6 protein-coding genes are annotated in these 6,185 nt (G+C 37.7%); 4 read left to right on the top strand and 2 right to left on the bottom strand.

Translation table 11 applies throughout. The features are described from left to right. The first annotated feature begins 119 nt into the window (after nucleotides 1-119). Both HMPREF3230_RS05325 and HMPREF3230_RS06675 read left to right on the top strand, forming a co-directional pair. Nucleotides 120-2,207 carry a leucine-rich repeat domain-containing protein gene (locus tag HMPREF3230_RS05325; RefSeq protein WP_075523886.1) on the top strand — a complete coding sequence of 696 codons (2,088 nt, stop codon included), beginning with the start codon at nucleotides 120-122 and terminating at the stop codon, nucleotides 2,205-2,207. Between the two features lie 223 nt (nucleotides 2,208-2,430). Further along, entirely contained in the window at nucleotides 2,431-2,559 is a 129-nt protein-coding gene (locus HMPREF3230_RS06675; RefSeq protein WP_269137046.1) for a hypothetical protein, read from the top strand. A gap of 22 nt (nucleotides 2,560-2,581) precedes the next feature. On the opposite strand, the gene HMPREF3230_RS05320 is transcribed toward HMPREF3230_RS06675, so the two are convergent. Both HMPREF3230_RS05320 and HMPREF3230_RS05315 read right to left on the bottom strand, forming a co-directional pair. Continuing rightward, a complete protein-coding gene (locus tag HMPREF3230_RS05320) occupies nucleotides 2,582-2,884 on the bottom strand; it encodes a HigA family addiction module antitoxin (RefSeq protein ID WP_075523885.1) in 303 nt (100 codons plus the stop codon). Further along, a complete protein-coding gene (locus tag HMPREF3230_RS05315) occupies nucleotides 2,856-3,143 on the bottom strand; it encodes a type II toxin-antitoxin system RelE/ParE family toxin (protein ID WP_075523884.1) in 288 nt (95 codons plus the stop codon). Before HMPREF3230_RS05315 ends, HMPREF3230_RS05320 begins: the two co-directional genes overlap by 29 nt. Before the next feature lie 250 nt (nucleotides 3,144-3,393). On the opposite strand from HMPREF3230_RS05315, the gene HMPREF3230_RS05310 reads away from it, so the two are divergent. Further along, a complete protein-coding gene (locus HMPREF3230_RS05310; protein ID WP_075523883.1) occupies nucleotides 3,394-4,356 on the top strand; it encodes a Fic family protein in 963 nt (320 codons plus the stop codon). Between the two features lie 421 nt (nucleotides 4,357-4,777). Then, nucleotides 4,778-6,088, top strand: a complete 1,311-nt coding sequence (locus HMPREF3230_RS05305) for a Fic family protein (protein WP_075523882.1) — start codon at nucleotides 4,778-4,780, stop codon at nucleotides 6,086-6,088. The last annotated feature ends 97 nt before the right edge of the window (nucleotides 6,089-6,185 follow it).

Here is a 6,185-nt window from a genome sequence, read left to right as displayed (position 1 = left end):
GGGGGGGGGGTACTCTTTTTACTAAGTGTTGATTCATTCTGGTTTTAATTTCTTTGTTTTACTAGTTTGTTTCGTCTTATGGTATTTGCGCTTTTGCGCGAGAGAAGAAAGGATAAATTATGCTAAATAAGAAAGCGATAGGTGCTTTTGTTGCTGCCGTGACTTTGCTTAGCGGTTTTGCTTTTGCATCTCTTCCTCCAGTCGCTTTTGCTAGCTCGAGTAGTGGCAATACTTCTGATGGTTCTGGGCATGCTGATAGCGATAACATTGTGTTTAAGAATCAATATTTTAAGAACCTTGTGATTAGTTCACTAAAAGACGGTACCAATCCTATTATTAAAGATGGTGCGGTTAATGAGATTACTTATGCTCAAGCTAGAAGTGTGAAGAGTTTAAAACTTAGCCTGTATAATTATGATAATACAGACATTTCAGATATTGAGAATTTTTCAAATCTTGAAACTCTTGAATTCGATGGTGGTAAATTCTCTAACGAAAGCTTAAGTTCGATTGGGAAACTTACTAAATTGACTAAGCTAACTATCTCGCATGCTTCAATAGTTGATATTTCAAGTCTTGAGTCGCTTAAGAATCTTACTAACTTACAAGAGTTGACTATAGGTGAATATAGTAAGTCAACTTTGGTATCAGATCTTTCGCCTTTAAGTAGTCTTACTAAATTAACTAAATTACATATTGCAACTAAAAGTGTTACCAGTCTTGAGTCTATTAAAGGTCTTACTAAATTACAAACTTTATATTTACAAGATGGACGTGGTTATTGTGGAATTTCTGATATTTCGCAGTTGGCTAATCTTACAGATCTTAAAGATTTAAATATTGGTGTAACTGAAGGTGTTACTAGTCTTGAGCCACTTAGAGGTCTTACTAAATTAGAGAATGTAGAGGTATGGGGAAGTATTTTCTCAGATCTTTCACCTTTAGCTGAGCGTGATTTAAAAGAATTGCATATTCGTGGGTATAAAGGCAAAAGCACTAGCGTACTTTCTAAGTTTAAGAACTTAAGTGAATTAGAAATAGCATTTTGTGATGGTATTAAGGATATTTCTTTTTTGAAAGATTTTACTAAGTTAAAGAGATTGATCTTATTTACGTTACCAGTATCGGATCTTAAGCCTTTGAGTGGTCTCACGAACTTAGAAGACCTTGATATTTCTACTAGGGCTTCAGATCTTAAGCCTTTGAGTGGTCTTACTAAATTACGAGTTTTGGGTGTAAGGGGTGATTTTTCGGATCTTTCACCTTTGAAGAATCTTACTGAATTACGAACTTTGACCTTAAATTCTGAAAATCTCTCGGATCTTAAGCCTATTGAGAGCTTAAATAAACTGGATTATATTCATATATTTGCATGGAATTTAAAGAATATAGCTCCATTAAGTAAGCTTAAAGCTCTTTCATGGGTGACTATAGCTTGTTGCAAGAATATTGAGGATTATTCTCCATTAAAAGACTTATCTAATCTTACTCATTTGTCAGTTAATAGTAGTGCACAAAACGATGCTACTATAACAGCGTTGAAGAAGAGTAGTTTGGAGATTAAATTCGATGAGTGCACGTATGTTTGCAAGCCTGAGCATATTCCTGGCACGGGTGGCGGTAGCGGTGATGTTCCTACTTCACATGGCGGTACTGTTAATACTTCGAACTCCATGCCGTCTGCGCCTAAGGTCCCTGCTGCTCCTAAGAGTGTGAATGATCTTAAGAATGAAGTTAAGAATAAGATTGTTGTTGGGGATAATAATGTTGCTAACGCTGGCGTAACTAATCGGGTTGTTGTTCATGTTGACAATGAGAATTTCAATAATGAGTTGAAGCAGAAGGGTTATGTGCGCGCTTATGCGTTCATGTACTCTACTCCTAAGCTTTTGCGCGGCGCTGATGGTAGTGATTATGTGACTGTTAAGGCTGGTGCGAACGGTGTTATATCGTTCGATGCCAAGTTCCCTGATGGTTACTCTGGTAAGCATACTGTTGTTCTTGTTGATCAAGAGGGTAATCAGCTTGCTTGGACGAATATTACAGTTAAAAATAATGTTAAGAAGAACGCTACTACCAAGAAGGATAGTAAACATTCTTTGCCACTTACTGGTGTTAATGTTGTTCTAACATTGTTTGTTATGTTAATGTTCGCTACTGCTGGTGGCTTGCTTACTGCTGGCGGCTTGTTGCGTAAGATTCGCTAGTTAGTATGGTCGCTAGTTAGTGGTTGCCAGTTAATATGGTTGCTCTATAGTTTAGCAATTAGTTTAAGGGCTTTTGAACGTGCTCGCATTGTTTTACACATTGTGTTCGCGTTGAAAGCCCTTTTGTTGTTTGTTGTTTAAGTCTTTTTTTGGGGGGGGGATAACCCTCTTTTTATTACTTAGACCTTTTACTGAATCGACTGGTGTTTGCAAAACAATAATCATGGCATCTTTTATTGAAAGCGTATTCTTTGAAAATAAAATTTACGCATGTCAAACAGATGTAATTTTTGTGTGGCTTTCCGATTCTCCTCAGCAAAATGAGCATTCGAAACTAAAAATCGACACTTAAAGCAGGTAGAATCCGCATGGCGTTACGCCGAAACGAGTGGCTGTATCTCGCCTATGCTGGATTCGTCAAATCGCAGAATGTCGTAGTCGCGTTGAAGGTTGAGCCAGAAATCTGGGGTTGTTCTAAAAGCTTTAGATAGCTTGTATGCCATTGCTACGCTGATTGCGCGTTTGCCGTTTAAGATTTCTCCGATTGCTGTTTGGGATACACCGATAGCGTGAGCAAGTTTGTATGAGCTGATTTTAAGCGGTTCCATAAATTCTTCGCGCAAAATTTCACCTGGAGTGCTCAAGTAGTCATCTGTGGTAGTCGTCGAAGTAGACATCGTAAGCTTCTTTCGTATTGTCGTTCCATTTGAAAATTAGTCTGTATTGTTTATTTACTCTGATGCTCCAGTATCCAAGTAGATTGCCTTTGAGTGGCTCAAGCTGATTTCCTGGCGGTGCTTTAAGGTCTTGCAAATTGTATGCAGCCTTTAGTATCTGTAGCTTTCTCTTTAGGATTTTTTCTAATCCTGTGGGATAACCTTTTGGGTATGGACCGCCGTATAGGTAATCATTAAGTTCCTTTTCTCTTGTCTCCATAAAACTATGGTAACGTATTGCGTTACTAACGTCAAGCGTTAGTGTTGCTTGAATAGTGAACGTGTGATGTTGCCGATGCTGGATTCGTTAAATTTCGAATCTTTACTTTTGCGTGCGTAAAATCGCAATTATCTTTACTTTTGATGTTGATTATGGGAAAATAAGTAAAGATTTTAGTGCGTTAGTATTTAGATTCGTAATAATTCATCTCCATAAAGCAAGGCAAGAGGCAGAAAGAGAAGCGTTAAAAATGTATGATTACACGGGATTGAACAACATGCTGCGTGAAAAAGGCGTTAAAAAATCGCAGTTAGCAGCCGAGTTGCATATTTCTTCTCGTACGATTGCAAAAATCTCAAAAGGTGAAAAACTATCAAATTTAGTAATCGCGAAGATTAGCAACTATTTACAATGTAAGCCGAGTGAATTGTATTGCGTAATCTCAAGTAACCCTATTTTGCAAAGGCTGAGGGAAGAAAAGGCGTATCGTATTCCAGGCGGAATTTATCACGAGCTTCAAATTCGTATGACGTACAACTCGAATCATATTGAAGGAAACCAGCTGAGTGAAGATCAAACTAGGCGAATTTTTGAAACTAATACTATTGATTCCGAAGAAAAAGCGGATGGTGTAGTTGATGGCGCGGATTCAAGTGTTGGCGTAGTAGAGAACACAAGTATTAAGGTTGACGACATTGTTGAAACAGTGAATCATTTTCGCGCGATTGATTACTGTATTGACGTTGCTGAAGAGCCTCTTAGTGAAGACATGATTAAGCATTTACATTTGTTGCTTAAACGTGGAACCAGCGACGAGCTTCTGCCTTGGTTTCGTGTGGGTGATTACAAGTTGCGCGCGAATGTTGTAGGTGGTGTGCAAACTTGCGATCCGAAAAAAGTGCATGAGGAGATTAGCAAGTTGTTGGCAGAATACCTTGCTAAAACTTATTTGCAGCTAGAAGATATAGTTGATTTTCATTACAGATTTGAGCGGATACACCCATTTCAGGATGGTAATGGTAGAGTTGGGCGTTTGATTGCTTTTAAGGAATGCTTAAAGCATAATATTGTGCCGTTTATTATTGAGGATCAAAAGAAATATTACTATTATCGCGGTCTCAAAGAATACAGTAATGAGCGAGGGTTCCTAGTTGAAACTTGCTATGATGGTCAAGATACGTTCCGCGCGCTGTTGAAGCTTTTTGGGTTGTAACGCGTTCTGTTTATTGCGTTTTGAGGCTCGTGTGAATATCACCTCACTTCGCAAAATTAAAAAATTTTCAAATTTGCGAAGTGGGATTTGCTTGGCATTAAAACGCGTAAATCATGTTACGCCGAAACGAGTGGCTTGACGTTTGTTTTTGCAGAAATGTTTTTCTATAGTGCGTTTTTGCGAAAATGTCGGTATAGACGAATGTTTTTTGCTCTCTATGCCTTCATTTTGCCAAAATGTCGGTATAGAATAGATTTTTACATTAGCTATGCAATCATTTTGTAATAAATGCGTTATTTGTGTATAAGCCAAATGGCGCAAACAAAATGGCGAAAACAAAAATATTGCAAGCCAATACTACAAAATCTTTAATAACGTAAACGCAATAATGTAAACGCAATAATGTGAATGGAGCTGCATTATGGATTACAAAACAATACGCAAGATAGTTGCAATGTCTAAAAGTAATGCAAAACCTTGTGATATTGCGGAAGAAGAATATCGATTGCGCATTGATAATCCTGCTACGTATCGTTCCGGAATCGTATTTGATAGTCATGAAATTTTTGCAACGTGCGTAACGGATCTTGTAACGCACATGAATGATATTGCGTATGCTGAAAAAGCGGTTGAAAAAGCGTGGAATGAGTTACCGCGGTTTGCTCAGCGCGAGTATTTAATGCAACTTATTGCAAAAGAAGTGCAAAATACCAACATTATTGAAGGCGTTCATAGTACAAGAAAAGAGCTTTCCAAAGCACTTGATGCTGCGAGTGAGCAGAATAAGCATACGCGTTTTAGTGAATTTACTAAGCTTTTTCTTGAGCTTGCAGATTCTAAAGAAAAGTCTGTTGCGGAATCTGTTGCGGATTTGAATGTAGAGTCAGTTGCGGATTCAAAGGAGAGTAGCACTTCAATTCCGCAAACATTGCAAGATATACGAAAAATCTACAACAGTATTATGCAGGGTGAATTAGAATCAGGCGATATTCCAGATGGTGAGATTTTTAGGAAGAAAAAAGTAAGTATTCGTGATGGTGCAAATAATGTAGTGCACGATGGCGATGCAACGGAAGCGGAAATTCAAGATCATTTAACGCAGATGTTGAGTTTGATGAATAGCAACGAAGTTCCAACTCTTATTAAGGCGTGCATGTGCCACTATGCTTTTGAGAGCGTGCACCCATTTTATGATGGGAACGGCAGAACTGGGCGGTTTTTGCTTGCTTTGCAATTGCATGAGCAGCTTTCGATGCCAACAATTTTGAGTTTAAGCTCCATAATTTATGCAGAAAAATCTGGATACTATGCTGCTTTTTCTAAAGCTCAGGAGCTGTTTAATTGCAATGATTTAACTATGTTTTGCTGCACAATGTTGCAATATATTAAAAAAGCGCAGAACGAAGTATTTGACAATATTAGTGTGCAATTAAAACAGATTATTTACTGCATGGATAAGCTATTCGAGTTTTCTAAAAAAACAGCGATTTCTAAAGTGCAGCGCGAAGTTATGACAATTTTGTTGCAAAATAAGCTTTTTTCGTATAATCCAACTCCAATGACTCGCAAGCAATTAAGCGAATATGTTGGAAACGCAATTGGTGAGCAGATTGGTGAGAGAAAGATTGTGAGCGCGCTTAATGGTTTGGTTGAGCTTGAAATGGTTGATTCTATTGGTGAACGCCCTATTCGGTATGAGCTTTCTAAAAAAGCGAATGAAATGTTTGTCTGAAAAGCTATGTTTGAGAATGTTAATGCTAAAACATGCGATTTTCCAATGTTTTATAGTTAAGGTTTTTATAGTTAAATGCTTATAGTTAGATGCTTAA

This window comes from Gardnerella vaginalis (assembly GCF_001563665.1).
GTDB lineage: Bacteria > Actinomycetota > Actinomycetes > Actinomycetales > Bifidobacteriaceae > Bifidobacterium > Bifidobacterium vaginale_A.
Note: the sequence above shows the minus strand (reverse complement) of the source record. Positions and strands in the feature narration are given on the sequence as shown.